The following is an 18716-nucleotide window of genomic DNA, read 5'->3' on the forward strand; positions in this document are numbered from 1 at the left end:
TTTTTCGGACGGATTCTCCATGTCGTTGCGCCCCGCCCTGCTGTTCTGCCTGAGCCTGGCTTCCCTGAGCGCCCTGGCGACACCCCAGCCGCCCCGCACCTTCAGCGAAGCCAAGGTGGTCGCGACCAAGGTCTATGCCAAGCAGGGCGTGGACTTCTATTGCGGCTGCCACTACAGCGGCAAGACCGTGGATCTGAAGAGCTGCGGCTACGTCCCGCGCAAGAGCGCCCAGCGCGCCAGCCGCATCGAGTGGGAACACATCGTGCCAGCGTGGGTGATCGGTCACCAGCGTCAGTGCTGGCAGAAAGGCGGGCGTAAGAACTGCACGGCCAGCGATCCGGTGTACCAGAAGGCCGAGGCCGATCTCTTCAACCTGGTGCCGGTGGTCGGCGAGGTCAATGGCGATCGCAGCAACTTCGCCTTTGGCTGGCTGCCGCAGAAACCCAGCCAGTACGGCGCCTGCCAGATGGTGGTGGACTTCAAGGCCAAGACCGCCATGCCGCGTCCGGAGATCCGCGGCATGGTCGCCCGCACCTACTTCTACATGAGCGATCGCTACGGCCTGCGGCTGTCCAAGCAGGACAGCCAGCTCTACACCGCCTGGACCAAGCAGTACCCGCCCGAGGCCTGGGAGCGCCAGCGCAATCAGCGCCTGGCCTGCATCATGGGCCATGGCAATCCCTACGTGGGCCAGACCAAGGCCTGCAAGTAGCGCGACTCAGGCAGCGGTTGGAATACCGCTGTGGAATCTCAGCTCGCCATCGCTGGAGGTGATCAGCTCCACTTCCAGGGCGCGGACCTCGGCGATCTTGGCGTCGACGTCGTCGCGCTCGCCATAGAGGTAGGCGAGCTTGAGATAGTCCTGGAAATGCCGGGCTTCGGAGGCCAGCAGGCCGCTGTAGAACTTGCCCAGCTCCGCGTCCAGATGGGGCGCCACCGCACCGAAGCGCTCGCAGGAGCGGCATTCGATGAAGGCACCGATCACCAGGCTGTCGGTCAGCTTCAGCGGCTCATGGTTGCGGCAGAGCTTGCGCAGGGCGCCAGCATAGCGTGCCGAGCTGACGTTGCGATGCTCGATGCCGCGGCGCTTCATGATCTGCAGCACCTGTTCGAAGTGGCGCAACTCTTCGCGGGCGATGCGCGACATCTTCCAGGACAGTTCGGCGCGATTGGAATAGGTGAACAGGTAGTGAAAGGCGGCGCCGGCGGCCTTCTTCTCGTTGTTGGCGTGGTCCTGCAGCAGCGTCGGCAGATCCTGCAGCGCGGCCTCGACCCAGGCATCCGGCGTACGGCAACCGAGGAATTCGTTCATCTCGGGCAAGGACATCAGCGTAATCCCGTGCAAAAGCCGCGCATTATAGAGAAAGGCGCGCGCCTGGGCAGCGCCGCTCGCCTGCTGACGCTCAGACGCGGCTGTCGACCCCTTCGAGCAGGAAGCGCGGGGCGATGTAACGGTCGTAGTGGGCTTCGGAGAGCAGAAAGAATTCCCGGTCGATGGCGTCGCGCAACTCGGCCAGCGGGCGCTCGCGAAATTCCGGCAGGAGGCGCACCCCATAGGCGTCCAGCTGCTGGATATGGCGCGCACCCCGGGCCAGCAACTGATAGGCCCAGCAATACTCGGACTGATCCGGCCGGAAGCGGATGCTGCGCTGCTGCAACTGCTGGCGCAACAGCCCCGCATCGAAGACATCGACCTTGGCCGACACCACCTGCACCAGCAGCAGCTCCAGGCGCGCCCAGACGGCGCGACGCTCCTCTTCGCCGTAGAGATTCCAGTTCACCACCTCGTGGTGGAATCTCTTGCAACCACGGCAGACGTGGTCGCCGAACATCGTCGAGCACAGGCCGACGCAGGGCGTCTTGATGACAGGAGCGGGCATGGGCGGCAAGCCTTGGAGCAAAACGCCTAGTCTAGCCGGAAACGGCAACGACCGGCGCGGGTGGCCCGCGCCGGTCGTGCAGAACCTCAGGTCAAATCACACCGCGGCGACGCCGCGGCTCGGCAGCGGGCTGGCGCTGCGCCGGCTCAGGGCATAGAAGAACAGCCCGCCGAGGAAGCAGCCGGTGAACCAGGCGAAGTTGGCGATCGGCTTGAACCAGGGCACGAAGGTGAAGCACAACCCGATCAGCGCCGCGGCCACCAGCGCCTGGACCGCAACCCAGTTGACGCCACCGCTGTACCAGTAAGCGCCCTGCGGGGAATCGTCGAACAGGGCATCGACGTCGATCCGGCCCTTGCGCAGCAGGTAGTAGTCCACCAGCAGGATGCCGAACAGCGGGCCGATGCAGGCGGCCAGGACATCCAGGGTGTAGTGGATCACCTCAGGGTTGTTGAACAGGTTCCAGGGGGTGATGAAGATCGACGCCACGGCCGCGATCATGCCGCCGGCGCGCCAGCTGATCTTGCTCGGCGCCACGTTGGCGAAGTCGAAGGCCGGCGAGACGAAGTTGGCGACGATGTTGATGCCGATGGTGGCGGTCACGAAGGTGAAGGCGCCCAGCAGCACCGCGGTAGTGTTGTCGATACGGGCCACGGTGGCGATGGGGTCGTGGATCATCTCGCCGAACACCGGCAAGGTGCCGGAGACGATCACCACGGTGACCAGGGAGAAGGCCAGGAAGTTGATCGGCAGGCCCCAGAAATTGCCGCGCCGCACATCCTGCATGGAGCGGCAGTAGCGACTGAAGTCACCGAAATTAAGCGTGGGCCCGGAGAAGTAGGACACCACCAGGGCGATGGCGACGATCACCTGGCCAAAGGCCGCCCAGCCGGTCAGCTGCTTTTCCGCCAGGGTGAAGCTGATGTTGCTCCAGCCGGCGCGCCAGACGATCCAGGCGGCGAGGAGGAACATCACCGCATAGACGGCGGGACCGGCCCAGTCGATGAAACGGCGGATGGACTCCATGCCCGCCCAGAAGACGCAGGCCTGCAGGAACCAGAGGGTGAGGAAGCCGCCCCAGCCCAGGTAGGAAAGGCCCAGGAAGCTGCTGTCGCCATAGACCGCCAGCGCGGGAAAGAAGCGCAGCACCACGATGACCAGGGCGCTGGAGGCCAGGTAGGTCTGGATGCCGTACCAGGCGACCGCGATCAGGCCACGGATCACCGCCGGAATGTTCGCGCCGAAGACGCCGAAGGCCAGCCGGCAGATGACCGGATAGGGAACGCCGGCCTGCTGGCTGGGCCGGGCGACCAGATTGGCGACCACCTGCACGATGCAGATCCCCACCAGCAGCGCGATCAGTACCTGCCAACTGGCCAGCCCCAGGGCGAACAGGCTGGCGGCGAAGACATAGCCGCCAACGCTGTGCACGTCGCTCATCCAGAAGGCAAAGATGTTGTACCAGCTCCATTTCTGCTCGACCGGGCCGAGGTCTTCGTTGTACAGGCGCGGGCTGTAGCCCGGGGGAATCTGCTGGTTCATTAATCGCCTCCTCCGTGGTGGCGGGCACCTGCATACGGCGCCCGCCTTGTTTTGTATACAATCCACCAGGCAGAGAACGTGCCAGCTACCGAAAAATGTCCTTAACCTCCTGGCTCGATAGAGAATTTTGAGGAAAAGAGGCTCTAACCCAGGCCTGCAGGCGTTACCGCAGATGCACTTCTCTGGGGCGTTTGGTGGCAGACAGGCGCTACCTTGGCGCACGAGGCGGAACGCATTCGCCCATCGTCGTCGCCCGAGACTTTGTATACAATTCAGGCAAATCGCCGGAGTCAGCCCATGAGTGCAGTACCCTCGCCGCTCGCCGTTGCCGCCTCGCCCCGGGACGAACGGATCTACCAGGACATTCTCGAAGCCATCGTCGAGCATCGTCTGACCCCGGGCACCCGGCTGCCGGAAGACACCCTGGCGGAAACCTTCGGCATCAGCCGCACCGGCATTCGCAAGGTGCTGCAGCGGTTGGCCCTAGAGCGGCTGGTGACCCTGCGCGCCAATCGCGGCGCCCAGGTCGCCCAACCCAGCGCCAAGGAGGCCCAGGACATCCTCGCTGCGCGCCAACTGATCGAACCGGCGCTGATGCCCCTGGTGGCCGCCCGCGTCGACAGCGCCCAGCTCACGCCCCTGCGGCAACTGTGCCTCGAAGAGCACGAAGCGCAGCATGGCGGCCGCCACAGCCTGGCGATCCAGTTGTCCGCGCGCTTTCACGTCGAACTCGCCGCCCTGGCCGACAATCAGGTGCTGACCGAACAGGTCGCCCAACTGGCCAGTCGCTCTTCGCTGCTGATCGCCATCTATGGCTCGCGGCACAGCCTGGGCTGCGATTGCGGCCAGCACGAAGACCTGCTGGACCTACTCGCCCGCGGCGACGGCACGGCTGCCAGCGAGTGGATGGCGCAGCACCTGCGCCTCATCCGTGAATCCCTCCGGATCGACCGGCCCACGGCCGCCGAGCCCGATTTCCGCAGCATCTTCAAACGCAGCTGAGGCTCCCATGCAGATTCAGGTCATCAATCCCAACACCAGCGCCAGCATGACCGCCAAGATCGGTCGCGCGGCCCAGGCCATTGCCCGACCGGGCACCACCATTCTCGCCAGCAATCCGGACGCCGGTCCGGTGTCCATCGAAAGTCACTACGACGAGGCCGTGGCCGCGGTCGGGGTGATCGAAGAGATGCGCAAGGGCGTCGAGGCAGGCTGCGCGGCCCACGTCATCGCCTGCTTTGGCGATCCGGGCCTGCTGGCCGCGCGGGAAATGGCCCAGGGGCCGGTACTGGGCATCGCCGAGGCCGGCTTTCACCTGGCCAGCCTGCTGGCCACCCGCTTCGCGGTGGTGACCACCCTCACCCGCACGCGCATTATCGCCGAGCACCTGCTGCAGCGTTACGGCTTCGCCGAGCTGTGCACCTCGGTGCGCTGCATCGACCTGCCGGTGCTGGCCCTGGAAGCCGCCGACGACAGCCTGATCGAACTGATCGCCGCCGAGGGCCGCCGCGCCCGTGACGAGGAAGGCGCCGGCGCCATCGTGCTCGGCTGTGGCGGCATGGCCGATCTGCGCGAGGCCCTGAGCGAAGCCATCGGCATTCCGGTGATCGAAGGCGTCAGCGCCGCGGTCAAGCTGGCCGAATCCCTGGTCGACCTGGGCCTGGGCACCAGCAAGCACGGTGACCTGGCCTACCCCATCGCCAAACCCTTCAGCGGACGCTTCGCGCACCTGGGCCGGTAGCAGCCTGCGGCCAAGGTCTAAACAGCCGACGCAGCGATGCGACAACGCGGCGCTTAACTTCGCTCGAGGCTTGGCGTAGAATTAGGCAGCCTTATAGGCGCAATGTCCGATACGAAGCTGTTTTCAAAGCGTCACGAGCAAAGTATCCGGCGATCCGGCAGCGGCGGCCTCATCAACCGCCCTGCTGCAGATCAGCTTTTCAGCAGCCGGCGTAAAACTTTGAAAACAGCTTCCGGCGGAATGCGTCCGGCGCGACGGCGGTCCTGCCCGCAGCCTCCCCCGTCTTACCCTGCCGAATGCATTTCGGGGCGCCAGCCCCCGGACGCAATATTGGACCACTGATGAGGGTCAACCTGTGCTTGAAGCCTATCGTAAACACGTAGAAGAGCGTGCCGCCCAGGGCATCGTGCCCCAGCCGCTGAACGCCGAGCAAACGGCCGGTCTGGTCGAACTGCTGAAGAATCCCCCGGCCGGCGAAGAAGAATTCCTCGTCGACCTCATTACCAACCGCGTGCCGCCGGGCGTCGACGAAGCCGCCTACGTCAAGGCCGGTTTCCTCTCCGCCATCGCCAAGGGCGAAGCCCAATCCCCGCTGATCTCCAAGCAGCGCGCCACCGAGCTGCTGGGCACCATGCAGGGCGGCTACAACATCGCCACCCTGGTCGAGCTGCTGGACGACGCCGAACTGGGCGCCGTGGCCGCCGAACAACTCAAGCACACGCTGCTGATGTTCGACGCCTTCCACGACGTGGCCGAGAAGGCCAAGGCGGGCAATACCCACGCCAAGGCCGTCATGCAGTCCTGGGCCGAGGGCGAGTGGTACAAGAAGCGTCCGGAAATCGCCGAGAAGTACACCCTGACCGTGTTCAAGGTGCCGGGCGAAACCAACACCGACGACCTCTCTCCTGCGCCTGACGCCTGGTCGCGCCCGGACATCCCGCTGCACGCCCTGGCCATGCTGAAGATGGCTCGCGACGGCATCGTGCCCGAGCAGCAAGGCAGCATCGGTCCGCTGAAGCAGATCGAGGAAGTGCGTGCCAAGGGCTTTCCGGTCGCCTATGTCGGTGATGTGGTCGGTACCGGTTCGTCCCGTAAGTCCGCCACCAACTCGGTGCTGTGGTTCTTTGGCGACGACATCCCCTACGTGCCCAACAAGCGCGCCGGTGGTTTCTGCTTCGGCTCCAAGATCGCCCCGATCTTCTACAACACCATGGAAGACGCCGGCGCCCTGCCGATCGAATTCGACGTATCGGAGCTGGAAATGGGCGACGTCATCGACGTCTATCCCAAGGCCGGCAAGGTCACCCGCCACGGCAGTGACGAGGTGCTCGCCACCTTCGAACTCAAGACCCCCGTACTGCTGGACGAAGTCCGCGCCGGCGGCCGTATCCCGCTGATCGTCGGCCGCGGCCTGACCGAGAAGGCGCGTGCCGAACTGGGCATGGGTCCGACCGACCTGTTCAACAAGCCGGACCAGCCGGCCGAGAGCAGCAAGGGCTACACCCTGGCGCAGAAGATGGTCGGCAAGGCCTGCGGCGTCGAGGGCGTGCGCCCCGGCACCTACTGCGAGCCGAAGATGACCACCGTCGGTTCCCAGGACACCACCGGCCCGATGACCCGCGACGAGCTGAAGGACCTGGCCTGCCTGGGCTTCTCGGCTGACCTGGTGATGCAGTCCTTCTGCCACACCGCGGCCTATCCCAAGCCCATCGACGTCAAGACCCACCACACCCTGCCGGATTTCATCCGCACCCGTGGCGGCGTCTCCCTGCGTCCGGGCGACGGCATCATCCACAGCTGGCTGAACCGCATGCTGCTGCCCGACACCGTCGGCACCGGTGGCGATTCCCACACCCGCTTCCCGATCGGCATCTCCTTCCCGGCCGGTTCCGGCCTGGTGGCCTTCGCCGCGGCTACCGGCGTCATGCCGCTGGACATGCCGGAGTCGGTGCTGGTGCGATTCAAGGGCAAGATGCAGCCCGGGATCACCCTGCGTGACCTGGTGCATGCCATCCCCTACTACGCCATCCAGAAGGGCCTGCTGACCGTCGAGAAGAAGGGCAAGAAGAACATCTTCTCCGGCCGTATCCTCGAGATCGAAGGCCTGGAAGACCTGACCGTGGAGCAGGCCTTCGAGCTGTCCGATGCCTCCGCCGAGCGTTCCGCCGCCGGTTGCACCATCAAGCTGTCGCCCGAGTCCATCACCGAGTATCTGCAGTCCAACATCACCCTTCTGCGCTGGATGATCGAGGAAGGCTACGGTGACCCGCGCACCCTGGAGCGCCGCGCGCGCGCCATGGAAGCCTGGATCGCCAACCCGGAACTGCTCGCCGCCGATGCCGACGCCGAATACAGCGAAGTCATCGAGATCGACCTGTCCGAGGTCAACGAGCCGGTGCTGTGCGCCCCGAACGATCCGGACGACGCCCGTCTGCTGTCCCAGGTGGCCGGCGACAAGATCGACGAGGTGTTCATCGGTTCCTGCATGACCAACATCGGTCACTTCCGCGCCGCCGGCAAGCTGCTGGACAAGGTCAAGGGTTCGATCCCGACCCGTCTGTGGCTGTCGCCGCCGACCAAGATGGACCAGCACCAGCTGACCGAGGAAGGCTACTACGGCATCTACGGCAAGGCCGGTGCGCGCATGGAAATGCCGGGCTGCTCGCTGTGCATGGGCAACCAGGCCCGCGTGGCCGCCAACGCCACCGTGGTCTCCACCTCCACCCGCAACTTCCCCAACCGCCTGGGCGACGGCGCCAACGTCTACCTGGCGTCGGCGGAGCTGGCAGCGGTGGCCTCGATCCTGGGCAAGCTGCCCACCGTCGAGGAGTACATGGAATACGCGAAGAGCATCGACAGCATGGCCGCGGACGTCTACCGCTACCTGAGCTTCGATCAGATCGCCGAATTCCGTGAAAGCGCGGAAAAGGCCCGTATCGCCGCCGTCGAAGTCTGACGCTAGCGTTCGGTACTGAAAAACCGCCCCTCGGGGCGGTTTTTTTATGGGGGTTTCGCCGTAGGGTGGACAACGCGAAGCTTGTCCACGTAGCCGCCGGGAGAGGCCTTGATGGCTGCCGGTGGAAAAGGCTGCGCCGTTTTCCACGCTACGCGGCCGGCATGGGCACGTGCCTTAAGCGCCTGTTAACCCGGATACCGTTACCTTCGGCGCTCCACCACGCCTCGGGTACCTGCCATGAAACGTCTTGCGGTCATCATCCTGTCGGTTGCCCTGCTCGGCCTCAGCCAGGCGAGCCTGGCGGCGGGTTGCATCAAGGGTGCCGTGGTCGGCGGGGTGGCCGGGCATGTCGCCGGTCACCATGCCATCGCCGGTGCGGTGGCCGGGTGCGTCATCGGCCACCATCTGGCGGCGAAGGCCAAGGAAGAGTCGCCGCACACCCATGGCTGAACGGCCGTCCGCCACCCACTACCGATTGCTGGGAGATCATCACTATGCCGCGCGCTCTGCTCGCCCTGCTGGTGTCTCTGGGTCTCTGGAGTGCCGCTGCCCTGGCCGCGGAGCCGATCGCTACCCGCTCCCTGGCGGCGGCCTATGGCGGGCGCCTGAAGATCGGCGCCGCCATCGAACCCGATCAGCTCGCGGGTCCCGACGGGGCGCTGCTGGCGCAGCAATTCGGCAGCCTGGTGGCCGAGAACGCCATGAAGCCCCTGCGCATCCATCCGCAGGAAGATCGCTATGTCTTCGGGCCGGCCGATGCCATCGTCGCCTTCGCCGAGCAGCACGGCCTGGCGGTGCGCGGCCATACCCTGCTCTGGGGCAGCCACACCCCGGACTGGTTCTGGCGGGGTGCCGACGGGCAGCCGGGCACCCGGGAGCAGGTGCTGCAGCGCCTGCGGGTGCATATCGCCACGGTGGTCGGCCACTACCGCGGGCGAGTCTATGCCTGGGACGTGGTCAACGAGGCCATAGACCCCAACCAGCCCAGTTGCCTGCGTGACGATCGCTGGCTGCAGGTGGTCGGTCCGGACTATCTGGCCGAGGCCTTTCGCGCCGCCCATGCCGCCGATCCCCAGGCGCGCCTGTTCATCAACGAATTCAACACCCACGAGCCCGCCAAGCGCGACTGCCTCGCGCGGGTGGTCAAGGGCCTGCTGGCCGAGGGCGTGCCGGTGCAGGGCATCGGCCACCAGACCCATATCAGTATCTACTGGCCAGCGCTGGCGGCCATCGATCAGTCGCTCACCACCTTCGCCAAGCTGGGGATGGAAAACCAGATCACCGAGCTGGACATGAGTCTCTATCAGCACCACGACTACCATCCCGTACTCGGTCTGCCGCAGCGGCTGGACCTTCAGGCCGAACGCTATCGCGACTTCATGGCCATGGTCCTGAGGCACCCCGAGGTGAGCGCCGTGACCTGGTGGGGCGTGGCCGACGACCACAGCTATCTGAACAACCCGCCCGGCGTACCGGGAGACGACCAGCCGCTGCTGTTCGACCGCCACCAACGGCCGAAACCAGCCTACTGGGCCGTCCTGCATCAGGCGCCCCACCCGTAGCCTGGCGGCTGGCAGGCTCTGGCATGCGGCTTGTCCACGGAAGATTTGCACAAGGCGGCGAACCCCCGGAGCGCCGCCAGGTCAATTGTTACAGGACATTACTTCGCACCCACGAGAGGTCGCCACCATGAAGCTCCTGCCTACCCTTGCCCTGTCTGCTCTGCTGCTCGGCGCCAGCCAAGCCACCTTCGCCGCCGGTTGCGTCAAGGGCGCCGTGGTCGGCGGCGCCGCGGGTCATGTCGCCGGTGGTCACGGCGTTGCCGGTGCCGCCGCGGGCTGCGCCATCGGGCACCACGAGGCCAACAAGAAGGCCAAGGAAGAACAGCAGGCCGCGCCCAAGCAATAGTCGCAAGGCCCCGCCAGCACTGGCGAGCGGGGCCGATTTAACGCTTTCTTTACGCCCCGCCACCGCTCCCCGCCTCGCTTCTTTACACCCCTCCTCCCGACAATTTCTCCACGCGGCAACGGCCGTCTCTGGAGAACTCGCGATGACCCCCTGGAATCTTCTGGCCCTGCTCCTGGCACTGGGTCTGTTCGTCTATCTGCTGGCGGCGCTGTTGCGCGCCGGCCGGTCCTAGGGAGGCGGCATGGACAGCCAAGCCGCGTTCCTGATCCTGGCCTTCCTGGCCCTGACCTTTCTTCCCGCGCCCTTCCTGGGGCGCTACTTCTACCGCGCGCTGGAAGGCGAGCGGACCTGGCTGACCTTTGTCGGCGGGCCCCTGGAGCGCCTGACCCTCAAGGTGGTGGGCACCGATGGCCGTGGCCAGGACTGGCGCGCCTATGCCATTGCCCTGGTGCTGTTCAACCTGCTGGGGATCATCCTGCTGTTCGCCATCCTGCTGCTGCAGGGCGAACTGCCGCTCAATCCGCAGCACCTGCCCGGGCTCGAATGGACCCTGGCGCTGAACACCGCCATCAGCTTCGTCACCAACACCAACTGGCAGGCCTACAGCGGCGAAGCCTCACTGAGCTACTTCAGCCAGATGGTCGGCCTGGGCGTGCAGAACTTCGTCAGCGCCGCGGTGGGCGTCGCCGTGCTGGCCGCGCTCGCCCGCGGCATCACCCGCCGCAGCGCCCAGGAGATCGGCAATTTCTGGGTCGATCTGTTTCGCGCCACCTTCTATGTGCTGCTGCCGCTGTGCGTGCCCCTGGCGCTGCTGCTGATCTGGCAGGGCGTGCCCCAGACCTTCGCCGCCTATGTCGATGCCACCACCCTGCAGGGCGCCAGCCAGACCCTGCCGCTGGGCCCGGCGGCCAGCCAGATCGCGATCAAGCAGCTGGGTACCAACGGCGGCGGCTTCTTTGGCGTCAACTCGGCGCACCCCTTCGAGAACCCCACGGCGCTGAGCGATCTGCTGGAGCTGTCTGCCATCCTGATGATTCCGGCCGCGCTGGTGTTCAGCTTTGGCCACTACGTCAAGGATCGGCGGCAGAGCTGGGCGATCTTCGCCGCCATGTTCGGCCTGCTGGTGGTCGGCGGCGCCGTGGCCATCGGCGCCCAGAATCACGCCAACCCCGCGCTGGCCGGTCTGTCGATCACCCAGGGGGCGTCCCTGGAAGGCCTGGAGACCCGCTTCGGCGGTATCGCCTCGGCGCTCTGGGCCACGGTGACCACGGCTGCATCGAACGGCTCGGTGAACGCCATGCATGACAGCCTGGCACCCCTGACCGGCCTGATCGCCCTGTTCAACATGATGCTCGGCGAGGTGATCTTCGGCGGCGTCGGCGCCGGTCTCTACGGCATGTTGCTCAATGTGCTGATCGCCGTCTTCATCGCCGGCCTGATGGTGGGTCGTACCCCGGAATACCTGGGCAAGAAGCTGGAAGCCCCCGAGGTACGGCTGCTGGTGGCGACCCTGCTGGTCATGCCGCTGGGCGTACTGGTGCTGGGCGCCATCGCTGCCAGCGTTCCGGCCGGCGTGGCCGGGATCGGCGCGACGGGCCCCCATGGCTTCAGCCAGCTGCTCTATGCCTACACCTCGGCCACGGCCAACAACGGCTCGGCCTTTGGCGGCTTCAGCGCCAACACCCCCTTCCACAACCTGATGCTGAGCCTGGCCCTGCTGATCGGTCGCTTCGGCTACATCCTGCCGATCCTGGCCATCGCCGGCAGCCTGGCCGCCAAGCGACCCGTGCCGCTCGGCCCCAACAGCTTTCCCACCCACGGCCCGCTGTTCGTCACCCTGCTGGTGATCACCCTGCTGCTGGTGGGCGGCCTGACTTTCCTGCCGACGCTCGCCCTGGGGCCGATCGCCGACCATCTGCAACTGTTCGGAGTCCGCTGAAATGGATGCCCAGACCCACACCCTGCCCACTCCTACCCCTGGCACCCTGTGGCGCCAGGCGCTGCGGCAGGCCTTCGTCAAGCTCGACCCGCGCCAGCAGATCCGCTCGCCGGTGATGTTCGTGGTCGAGATCACCGCGCTGTTTTCCACCCTGCTGTGCCTGGCGCCGGACAATGGCGTGAGCACCGGTGTGGCAGTGCAGATCACCCTCTGGCTGTGGTTCACCCTGCTGTTCGCCAACTTCGCCGAAGCCCTCGCCGAGGGGCGTGGCAAGGCCCGCGCCGACAGCCTCAAGGGCATCGGCCAGAATCTCGCCGCCCGCCTGGAGGAAAACGGCGAGCACCGGATGGTGCCGGCCAGCTCGCTGCGCAAGGGCCAGATCGTGCGGGTGGAAGCCGGCGAACTGATCCCCGGTGACGGCGAGATCATCGAAGGCGTGGCCGCGGTCAACGAGGCGGCCATTACCGGGGAATCGGCACCGGTGATCCGCGAATCCGGTGGCGATCGCTCGGCGGTCACCGGCAACACCCGGGTGGTGTCGGACTGGATCCGGATGCGCATCACCGCCAACCCCGGCGAGTCGACCCTGGACCGCATGATCGCCCTGGTGGAAGGCGCCAAGCGGCAGAAGACCCCCAACGAGGTCGCCCTGGACATCCTGCTGATCGGCCTGACGCTGATCTTCCTGCTGGTGGTGGTGACCCTGCAGCCCTTCGCCGCCCTGGCCGGTGGCGAGCTGCCGCTGCTGTTCCTGGTGGCACTGCTGGTGACCCTGATCCCCACCACCATCGGCGGCCTGCTCTCGGCCATCGGTATCGCCGGCATGGATCGCCTGGTCCGACTGAACGTGATCGCCACCTCGGGGCGCGCCGTGGAAGCCGCCGGTGACGTCCATACCCTGCTGCTGGACAAGACCGGCACCATCACCTTCGGCAACCGCCGTTGCAGCGCCCTGTACGCTACCCCCGGCATCACGCCCAAGGGCTTGGCCGAGGGTGCGCTCTACGCCTCGCTGGCCGACGAGACCCCGGAAGGCCGCTCGATAGTGGAGTACCTGCGCAACCTGCACCCGCTGGAAGAGCCGCCGCGCGCCCAGGTTATCCCCATTCCCTTCAGCGCCGAGACGCGCCTGTCGGGCATCGACTGGCAGGGCCGCGAGTATCGCAAGGGTGCGGTGGACGCCGTGCTGATATTTCTCGGCCAGACCCGCGCCGACCTGCCGGAGGTATTGGCCCGGGAGATCGAGACCATCGCCAAGAGTGGCGGCACCCCGCTGCTGGTCTGCGGCGAAGGCCGGCTGCTGGGCGCCATCCACCTCAAGGACGTGGTCAAGCCGGGCATCCGCGAGCGCTTCGCCGAGCTGCGTACCCTGGGCATCCGCACCGTGATGGTGACCGGCGACAACCCCCTGACCGCCACCGCCATCGCCGCCGAGGCCGGGGTGGACGACGTCATCGCCGAAGCCACGCCGGAAAAGAAGCTGGAGCGCATCCGCAGCGAACAGGCCGAGGGCAAGCTGGTGGCCATGTGCGGTGACGGCGCCAACGACGCCCCGGCACTGGCCCAGGCCGATGTCGGCATGGCGATGAACGACGGCACCCAGGCCGCCCGCGAGGCCGCCAACCTGGTGGACCTGGATTCCGACCCCACCAAGCTGCTCGACGTGGTGCAGGTGGGCAAGGAACTGCTGGTGACCCGCGGCGCCCTGACCACCTTTTCGGTGGCCAACGACGTGGCCAAGTACTTCGCCATCCTGCCCGCGCTGTTCGCCGGCATCTATCCGCAGCTGAACGTGCTCAACGTAATGCACCTGGCCAGTCCGCAGAGCGCCATCCTGTCGGCCATCGTGTTCAACGCCCTGATCATCGTCGCGCTGATTCCCCTGGCGCTGCGCGGAGTGCGGGTCAAGGCCGCCAGCGCCGCCGCCCTGTTGCGCCGCAACCTGCTGATCTATGGGCTGGGCGGCATCGTCGTGCCCTTCGTCGGCATCAAAGCTATCGACCTGGCGCTCGGCGCCCTGGGTCTGGTCTGAGGAGACCGCCATGCTCATGCAATTGCGTTCCGCCGTGCTGATGCTCCTGTTGCTCAGCGCCCTGACCGGGGGCGCCTACCCCCTGCTGGTGACGGTGCTCGGCCAGGTGCTGTTCGCCGACCAGGCCGGCGGCAGCCTGATCCAGCGCGCCGACGGCAGCGTGGTCGGCTCACGCCTGATCGCGCAGAAATTCAGCGGCCCCGAGTGGTTCCAGCCGCGCCCCTCGGCTGGCGACTACGCCACCGTCTCCAGCAGCGCCAGCAACCTCGCGCAGTCGGCACCGGCGCTGCGCGAGCGGATCGAGAAGGCACTGCCCGAGGTCCAGGTGACCGGCCAGGGCCCGGTGCCCCAGGAACTGGTGACCACCTCCGCCAGCGGCCTCGACCCGGACCTCACCCCGGCCGGCGCCCGCTATCAGATCGCCCGGGTCGCGGCCGCGCGCGGCCTGGCCCCGGAACGCCTGCAAGCCCTGGTGAACGAACAGACGCGCACCTCGCGCTTCGGTCCGGCAACGGTTAATGTCCTGCTCCTCAACCTGGCCCTGGCAGACCTGAGCAAATGACCGACAGCACCGGGCGCGCCGAAGCGCTGCTCGCCGAACACCGCGAAGGCCGTGGCCGCCTCAAGGTCTTCCTGGGGGCGGCGCCCGGCGTGGGCAAGACCTACGCCATGCTGCAGGCGGCCCAGACCGCCCTGCGCCAGGGCCGCCGGGTGCGCGCCGGGATCGTCGAGACCCATGGGCGGCGGGAGACCGCCGCCCTCCTCGCCGGCCTGCCGCAGCAACCGCTGCGGCGGGTCGAGCACCGCGGCCTCAAGCTCAGCGAACTGGATCTGGAAGGCCTGCTGGCCGATCCGCCGGAGCTGGTGCTGGTCGACGAGCTGGCCCACAGCAACGCCCCCGGCAGTCGCCATGCCAAGCGCTGGCAGGACGTCGAAGACCTGCTCGCCGCCGGCCTCAACGTCTACACCACGGTCAATGTCCAGCACCTGGAAAGCCTCAATGACGAGGTGCGCGACATCACTGGCGTCCAGGTGCGCGAGACCGTGCCGGACCAGGTACTGCTCGATGCCGATGACCTGGTGCTCATCGACCTGCCACCCCGGGAATTGCTGGAGCGCCTGCGCGAGGGCAAGGTCTATGTGCCCGAACAGGCGCGCGCGGCCATCGATGCCTTTTTCAGCCAGACCAATCTCACCGCCCTGCGCGAGCTGGCCATGCGCACCGCCGCCGCCCAGGTGGATTCGGCGCTCGCCCTGAGATACCGCCAGCAGGGCCAGGCCGCCCCGCCGCTACTGGGTCGCCTGATCGTCGGCGCCGGCACCGCACCTTCGGCGGAGCGCCTGGTGCGCCATGCCAGTCGCCTCGCCGACCAGCGCCACCTGCCCTGGACCCTGGTCCACGTCGACACCGGCCAGCCGCTGGACGACGCCGCCCGCGCCAACCTCCAGGCCAGCCAGCGCCTGGCCGAACGCCTGGGCGGCGAGGTGCTGACCCTGAGAGACAGCGATCCGGCCCGCGCCCTGGTCCGCCATGCCCGCGACCAGCGCGCCAGCGTGCTGCTGATCGGCCGCGGCCGGCCGCGCGGCTTCAGCTTGCGGCGCCGTCTGGCGAGTCGCCTGCTGCGCCTGGCCCAGGGGCTGGAGATCGCCATCCTCGATCTGGATCGCGACGCCCCGCCCGCCGCCCGCCCGCGCCGAGCCATCAAGCCCGGCCCCTATGGCGCCGCCGTCCTGGCGACCGCTGTGGCCGCGGCCATCGCCGAAGGCCTGTCCGGACTGCTGGAACTGCCCAATATTTCGCTGATCTTTCTGGCCGCCGTCCTGCTGGTGGCGGTCCGCAGCAGTCGCGGTCCGGCGCTGTTCTGCGCCCTGCTGGGCTTTCTCGCCTACGATTTCCTGTTCATCCCGCCGGCCTTCTCGCTGACCATCAACCGCGAGCAGGACGTCCTCACCCTGGCCTTCTTCCTGTTGATGGCCCTGCTCACCGGCGACCTGGCTGCCCGTCAGCGGCGCCAGCTGCAGGCGCTACGCCGGACCCAGCGCGAGACCCTGGCGCTGCTGGACTTCACCCGCCAGCTGAGCGCTGCCAGCGATCGTCAGGCGGTGGCGAGCGTCACCCTCAAGCAATTGGGTGATGCCACTCGCCCCGTCTGCCTGCTGTTGCCGGAAAAGGCGGGGGAGCTGGTGAGCCAACCGGACGATCTGCACCTGGCCGACAACGAACGCATCGCCGCCGAATGGGCCTGGAAGCAGGAAAAGCCGGCGGGTCGCGGCACCGATACCCTGCCCTCAGGCGGCTGGTGGTGGTGGCCGCTGCTGGGCGAGGGTGGCAGCCTGGCCGTGCTCGGCATACGGCGTGACGACGGCCAGCCGCTGGATCACGCCGAGCGTCGCCAGCTGGCCAGCCTGGCGCAGCCGCTGGCCCAGGCCCTGGCCCGGGTGCGCCTCAGCGAGGATCTCGAGGCCGCGCGCCTGCACGGCGAGACCGAACAGCTGCGCAGCGCCCTGCTCGCCTCGGTGTCCCACGACCTGCGCACACCGCTGACGGTGATGCGCGGCTCCATCGATGCCCTGGCGACTCTGGGCGAAGCCATACCCGCCAGCGATCGCCAGGAGTTGCTGGACGCCACCCGCCAGGAGGCCGAACGCCTCGATCGCTATATCCAGAATCTGCTGGACATGACCCGCCTCGGCCACGGCAGCCTGCAATTGGCGCGGGACTGGGTCGACCCCGGCGATATCCTCGCCAGTGCACTGCAACGCCTGCAGCCGCTGCTGACGGGATTGCGGGTAGCCACCCGGATCGAGCCGGGTCTGCCGCTGCTCTGGGTTCATCCGGCGCTGATCGAACAGGCGCTGGTCAATGTACTGGAGAATGCCATCCGCTTCTCCGCACCCGGCGGGCGGCTGGAGATCAGCCTGCTGCGCCAGGGCAATGAACTGCAGCTGGCCGTGGCCGACGAAGGCCCGGGCATTCCGCCCGAGGATCGCACGCGGATCTTCGACATGTTCTATACCGCGGCGCGCGGCGATCGCGGTGGCCAGGGTACCGGTCTGGGTCTGGCGATCTGCCATGGCATGGTTGGCGCCCATGGCGGACGGGTCAGCGTGGAAGACGGCCTGGACGGTCGCGGCACCACGATGCGCATGCACCTGCCGCTGCCCGCTCCTCCGGCGGCATAAGACTGGCTCATGCGGCAGCCGCAGCGGCTATGATGACGCCCTCTCGTGTGGAACCCGTTCAGATGCCCGCTCACGTCCTCGTCATCGACGATGAACCCCAGATCCGCAAATTCCTACGCATCAGTCTCGCGGCCCAGGGCTACCAGGTCAGCGAAGCCGCCACCGGCACCGAAGGCCTGGCCCAGGCGGCGTTGGGCCAGCCGGACCTGGTGATTCTCGACCTGGGTCTGCCCGATCGCGACGGCCAGGAGGTGCTGGTCGAATTGCGCGAATGGTCCGCGGTACCGGTGCTGGTGCTGTCGGTGCGGGCGGACGAACGCGAGAAGGTCCGCGCCCTGGATGCCGGCGCCAACGACTACGTGACCAAGCCCTTCGGTATCCAGGAATTCCTGGCGCGCAGTCGCGCCCTGTTGCGCCAGACCTCGGCCACGGCGAGCCAGCAGGTGGCGGCGCTGGAGGTTGGCGATCTTAAAGTGGATTTCGCCTATCGCCGGGTCACACTGGGCGGCAGCGAAGTGGCCCTGACGCGCAAGGAATACGCCGTGCTGGCCGCCCTCGCCCAACATCCGGGACGGGTGGTGACCCAGCGGCAATTGCTGATCGATATCTGGGGCCCGACCCATGCGCAGGACAGTCATTATCTGCGCATCGTGATTGGCCATCTCCGACAGAAGTTCGGGGACGACCCGGTAGCACCGCGCTATATCGTCACGGAGCCCGGCGTGGGTTATCGCCTGCGCGCCGAAGGTTAGCCTTGCTGGGCTGAATGCCGCTTATCCAGTGCGGAAACAAGCCGCCTTCGCCGTTATCCCCGCACCCTAGACCCTCTGCATAAGTCTGAATGGCACTGGCCTTTCTTATGAGCCTAGAGGCGACTAAAAGATATGATGAATGCGAGAGTGATTGCAGCTAGAGCAGCTGCCTGGAACATATTCGTCCCTGGTAAGGACTTGAAGAGGGCGGAAGTGCGCGAGGTGAAGAGGCTGCAGCGGTGGGAAAAGATTCCAGTCGGTAGACTCGCCTTGCACGGCTACCGACTGCAATCCCGTCGAGACGTTACTGCAACCAGCCTTCCACGGTATCGGCGCCGTGTTCGGCTTTCCAAGCCTTGAGCAACTTGTGGTTGCCGCCCTTGGTTTCGATGATTTCGCCGGTCTTGGGATGCTGATAACGCTTGGTGCTGCGCGGACGACGCTTGCCTGCCGGCTTTTCCGGGTGCGGCGTCTGCGCCTTGTGCTTGGGGGCAGCGTTGGGATCCAGGATGCCGATGATATCGCCCAGGTTCATGTGGTATTCATCCATCAGGGCCTGGAGCTTACTTTCGAATTCGATTTCTTTTTGCAGGGAACTGTCCTGCTTGAGATCTTCGAGCAGCTGCAATTGGGCGCGAAGTTGCTCTTCGGCGGCACGGAATTCGGCGAGACGGGACATGGGCACTCCTGAGGGCTATTTGAAAAAGCGGGTGGAAACTTCGCCCGCAGGCGAAAGTTGCACGCGACAATAAAGGATTGATGCCCCGGATGCCAGCGACAAGT

At 66.7% G+C, this 18716-nt stretch carries 17 protein-coding genes; 13 read left to right on the forward strand and 4 right to left on the reverse strand.

The features are described from left to right. Nucleotides 1-19: 19 nt before the first annotated feature. Nucleotides 20-712: an endonuclease gene (locus QKY98_RS08170; RefSeq protein WP_007158498.1), complete on the forward strand. Its 693-nt coding sequence runs from the start codon at nucleotides 20-22 to the stop codon at nucleotides 710-712. 6 nt (nucleotides 713-718) lie between these two features. Here the strand turns inward: QKY98_RS08170 and QKY98_RS08175 are convergent, their stop codons facing one another. From QKY98_RS08175 to QKY98_RS08185, 3 genes are all read right to left on the reverse strand, one after another. Further along, nucleotides 719-1330, reverse strand: a complete 612-nt coding sequence (locus QKY98_RS08175) for a MiaE family protein (protein WP_169886934.1) — start codon at nucleotides 1328-1330, stop codon at nucleotides 719-721. A 73-nt stretch (nucleotides 1331-1403) separates the two neighbouring features. Beyond that, nucleotides 1404-1880, reverse strand: coding sequence for a DUF1289 domain-containing protein (locus QKY98_RS08180; RefSeq protein WP_007158500.1), 477 nt, complete (start codon nucleotides 1878-1880; stop codon nucleotides 1404-1406). Between the two features lie 96 nt (nucleotides 1881-1976). After that, complete coding sequence (locus QKY98_RS08185) at nucleotides 1977-3422, reverse strand: NCS1 family nucleobase:cation symporter-1 (RefSeq protein WP_027599520.1); 1446 nt, start codon at nucleotides 3420-3422, stop codon at nucleotides 1977-1979. A gap of 297 nt (nucleotides 3423-3719) precedes the next feature. Between QKY98_RS08185 and QKY98_RS08190 the strand changes: the two genes are divergently transcribed. The 12 genes from QKY98_RS08190 (at nucleotide 3720) to QKY98_RS08245 (ending at nucleotide 17933) form a co-directional block, all read left to right on the forward strand. Next, nucleotides 3720-4424 carry a GntR family transcriptional regulator gene (locus tag QKY98_RS08190; protein ID WP_077172741.1) on the forward strand — a complete coding sequence of 235 codons (705 nt, stop codon included), beginning with the start codon at nucleotides 3720-3722 and terminating at the stop codon, nucleotides 4422-4424. Nucleotides 4425-4431: 7 nt separating this feature from the next. Beyond that, nucleotides 4432-5163 carry an aspartate/glutamate racemase family protein gene (locus QKY98_RS08195; protein ID WP_027599521.1) on the forward strand — a complete coding sequence of 244 codons (732 nt, stop codon included), beginning with the start codon at nucleotides 4432-4434 and terminating at the stop codon, nucleotides 5161-5163. A 355-nt stretch (nucleotides 5164-5518) separates the two neighbouring features. Continuing rightward, entirely contained in the window at nucleotides 5519-8119 is a 2601-nt protein-coding gene (gene acnB, locus QKY98_RS08200) for a bifunctional aconitate hydratase 2/2-methylisocitrate dehydratase (protein WP_197851671.1), read from the forward strand. A gap of 237 nt (nucleotides 8120-8356) precedes the next feature. After that, nucleotides 8357-8569, forward strand: coding sequence for a hypothetical protein (locus tag QKY98_RS08205; protein ID WP_197851672.1), 213 nt, complete (start codon nucleotides 8357-8359; stop codon nucleotides 8567-8569). A gap of 44 nt (nucleotides 8570-8613) precedes the next feature. Next, nucleotides 8614-9681, forward strand: coding sequence for an endo-1,4-beta-xylanase (locus tag QKY98_RS08210; protein ID WP_278897567.1), 1068 nt, complete (start codon nucleotides 8614-8616; stop codon nucleotides 9679-9681). A 127-nt stretch (nucleotides 9682-9808) separates the two neighbouring features. Then, a complete protein-coding gene (locus QKY98_RS08215) occupies nucleotides 9809-10027 on the forward strand; it encodes a hypothetical protein (protein WP_027602181.1) in 219 nt (72 codons plus the stop codon). Nucleotides 10028-10169: 142 nt separating this feature from the next. Continuing rightward, entirely contained in the window at nucleotides 10170-10259 is a 90-nt protein-coding gene (locus QKY98_RS08220; protein ID WP_017640468.1) for a potassium-transporting ATPase subunit F, read from the forward strand. 9 nt (nucleotides 10260-10268) lie between these two features. Continuing rightward, nucleotides 10269-11966, forward strand: coding sequence for a potassium-transporting ATPase subunit KdpA (kdpA, locus tag QKY98_RS08225; RefSeq protein ID WP_284670655.1), 1698 nt, complete (start codon nucleotides 10269-10271; stop codon nucleotides 11964-11966). Between the two features lies 1 nt (nucleotide 11967). After that, nucleotides 11968-13998, forward strand: coding sequence for a potassium-transporting ATPase subunit KdpB (kdpB, locus tag QKY98_RS08230; protein WP_284670656.1), 2031 nt, complete (start codon nucleotides 11968-11970; stop codon nucleotides 13996-13998). Between the two features lie 10 nt (nucleotides 13999-14008). Beyond that, nucleotides 14009-14560, forward strand: a complete 552-nt coding sequence (kdpC, locus tag QKY98_RS08235) for a potassium-transporting ATPase subunit KdpC (RefSeq protein WP_027602178.1) — start codon at nucleotides 14009-14011, stop codon at nucleotides 14558-14560. Further along, complete coding sequence (locus QKY98_RS08240) at nucleotides 14557-17181, forward strand: DUF4118 domain-containing protein (RefSeq protein WP_284670657.1); 2625 nt, start codon at nucleotides 14557-14559, stop codon at nucleotides 17179-17181. The genes kdpC and QKY98_RS08240 overlap by 4 nt, the downstream gene beginning before the upstream one ends. A gap of 62 nt (nucleotides 17182-17243) precedes the next feature. Further along, on the forward strand, nucleotides 17244-17933 hold the full coding sequence (locus QKY98_RS08245; protein WP_027599528.1) for a response regulator: 690 nt from the start codon (nucleotides 17244-17246) through the stop codon (nucleotides 17931-17933). A 304-nt stretch (nucleotides 17934-18237) separates the two neighbouring features. On the opposite strand, the gene QKY98_RS08250 is transcribed toward QKY98_RS08245, so the two are convergent. Further along, nucleotides 18238-18612 (reverse strand): histone-like nucleoid-structuring protein, MvaT/MvaU family, encoded by a 375-nt coding sequence (locus tag QKY98_RS08250; protein ID WP_007158514.1) that lies wholly within the window; start codon nucleotides 18610-18612, stop codon nucleotides 18238-18240. Between the last annotated feature and the right edge of the window lie 104 nt (nucleotides 18613-18716).

The sequence above is a fragment of the Pseudomonas sp. HR1 genome (genome assembly GCF_030175875.1).
In the GTDB taxonomy this organism is placed as follows: domain Bacteria; phylum Pseudomonadota; class Gammaproteobacteria; order Pseudomonadales; family Pseudomonadaceae; genus Chryseomonas; species Chryseomonas oryzihabitans.